The sequence below is a fragment of the Pseudomonadales bacterium genome, from assembly GCA_013215025.1.
In the GTDB taxonomy this organism is placed as follows: Bacteria; Pseudomonadota; Gammaproteobacteria; order Pseudomonadales; family DT-91; genus DT-91.
Map to the genome: position 1 here is coordinate 1 of JABSRR010000296.1, position 2,083 is coordinate 2,083.

A 2,083-nucleotide genomic window follows, 5' to 3' on the forward strand; every position below is an offset into this window, starting at 1 on the left:
CAATCAAAGTACTAGGCAGCAACGCCATGCTTGATCAATGCATTAACCAATTTGTCTTGCCATAGCGGTTGGGTACCAATGACCGCCGATAAATACTGCGCGCGGCGATAATACAAGTGACAGTCAAATTCCCAGGTGAAGCCCATACCGCCGTGTACCTCGATATTTTCTTTACTGATATCATAGAACGCATCACTGGCACTGACGCGCGCGGTAGCTGCGGCAAGCTCTAATTCGTCCGCGTCGGTTGATAGTGCCCATGCTGCATAATAGGCATTAGATTTTGCTAACTCTAGCGCGACAAACATGTCGGCGAACTTGTGCTTGATGGCTTGGAATGAAGCGACTTGACGACCGAAAGCATAACGGTTTTTGGTATATTCAATACCGGTTTGCATCGCTTTCTCAGCGCCACCAAACTGTTCAAATGCAGTGATGACGGCAGCTGTATTAAGGAGTTTATTGCTTAATTGCGCTGCGCCATCAGTTATTTCTAGCACGGTAAATGCAGCCTTATCAAAATCTAGCTTTACAATGTTCTTGCTAGGGTCCATGGATTCAAGGGTGGTAATCGAGACGCCCGCCTGATCCAGTTCGGCTAAGCCAAACTTAATCTCCGATTGCTGAGCGTAGGCGAACACGACAAAGTCAGCTATGCCGCCGTCAAAAACGGGACATATGCTTCCGCTAAGCTGCTGCTTATCAATACTTAGCTTGGCATATTCCGGGTTGAGTGAGACACAGCCGACTTTTTCACCGCTGGCTAACTGCGGTAGCCACTGTTGCTGAATAGCGGTTTCTGAGGCCTTAATCGCTTCAGTCGCCAGCACAACGGAGCTTAAGAACGGCACCGGTGCCAAAACTTTACCCAATTCTTCAGCAATCAGGCAGAGCTCTAAAAAGCCCAGGCCTAAGCCGTCGTATGTTTCCGGGATAGATAATGCGGTCCAGCCAAGCTCAATCATCTGTTGCCAAAGTGATTGATCAAAATCTTTATTGCTTTCTAGAACATCCCGAACCGCTGCGATAGGGCATTGATCGGATAGAAAGTTATTGGCTTGCTCCTGAATAAAGCGCTGCTCTTCGGAAAATCCAAGGTTCATAGTGGCTCCTAGCTGAAACTAAACTCGTAGATACGCGAGCAATAATTGCTTAGATGCAGAACGGTTGAAAACCGTCTAATTAATGAGCAATTCTAGGGCGAAAGCATCTTAGAGCAAGTCTGTTACGTAAATAAAGCAATATTTAGTTAGCTGTGATTATGAATACCCAGATTGATCAAGAAATTGCGCGTTTCAATACATTGGCCGAGGTTTGGTGGGACGCTGAGGGGCCCATGTGGCCATTACATAAACTCAACGCCATTAGAGTGCCGTATATCAAACGGGCAATGAAACAGCATTTTGCTAAGCGCCTTGAGCCTAACTTTTCTTCAATGACAGTATTAGATATTGGTTGCGGTGCAGGTTTGCTCTCTGAGGCAATGGCTAAACTTGGCGCTCAGGTTACTGGGGTTGATCCAGCGGAAAAGAATATTGCTATCGCTCGCGCGCATGCCCGCGCAGCTAATCTATCGATTGAATACCTTCATGGCGACATTAGCGTGGTGCAGCAACGTCAATTTGATGTGGTGCTAAATATGGAGGTGGTCGAACATGTGGATGATTTACCCGCGTTTATGCAGGCCTGCGGCGCGGCGGTAAAACCTGGCGGCATGCAGGTCGTTGCTACGCTGAATCGCAGCCTTAAATCTTGGCTGTTTGCGATTATTGGGGCTGAGTATATATTGCGCTGGTTGCCGCGCGGCACTCACGATTGGCGAAGATTTGTAAAGCCGCGCGAAATGTATCAGCTTCTTGCAGCTAGCCAATGCGATATGCAGCCTGCAGTTGGCGTTTCAGTGAATCCGTTCACGAAGGCTTACAGTCTCTCTGCTTCGACCGCGGTAAACTTTATGGCCGTAGCAAGTAAGCCGATAAACACTAAGTTGTCTAAGACCTCAAATGCCTCAAATGGCTCAAATTCCGAGCCCTCAAGTTTTCCAAATCCTGAGTACTCAGGCTCTCAGCCCTCAAGCCTTGAG

At 47.8% G+C, this 2,083-nt stretch carries 2 protein-coding genes; one reads left to right on the plus strand and one right to left on the minus strand.

The annotated features are described in order from the left end of the window. Nucleotides 1-11 precede the first annotated feature (11 nt). Nucleotides 12-1,103 (minus strand): acyl-CoA/acyl-ACP dehydrogenase, encoded by a 1,092-nt coding sequence (locus HRU21_13060; protein NRA43218.1) that lies wholly within the window; start codon nucleotides 1,101-1,103, stop codon nucleotides 12-14. Nucleotides 1,104-1,261: 158 nt separating this feature from the next. Between HRU21_13060 and ubiG the strand changes: the two genes are divergently transcribed. Beyond that, nucleotides 1,262-2,083: bifunctional 2-polyprenyl-6-hydroxyphenol methylase/3-demethylubiquinol 3-O-methyltransferase UbiG (gene ubiG / locus HRU21_13065; protein ID NRA43219.1), on the plus strand; the 822-nt coding region annotated here is incomplete at its 3' end.

Bases quoted from the DNA above. Each gene is read 5' to 3' on its own strand.
- HRU21_13060 (NRA43218.1), bottom strand. From the start codon at position 1,103: ATGAACCTTGGATTTTCCGAAGAGCAGCGCTTTATTCAGGAGCAAGCC.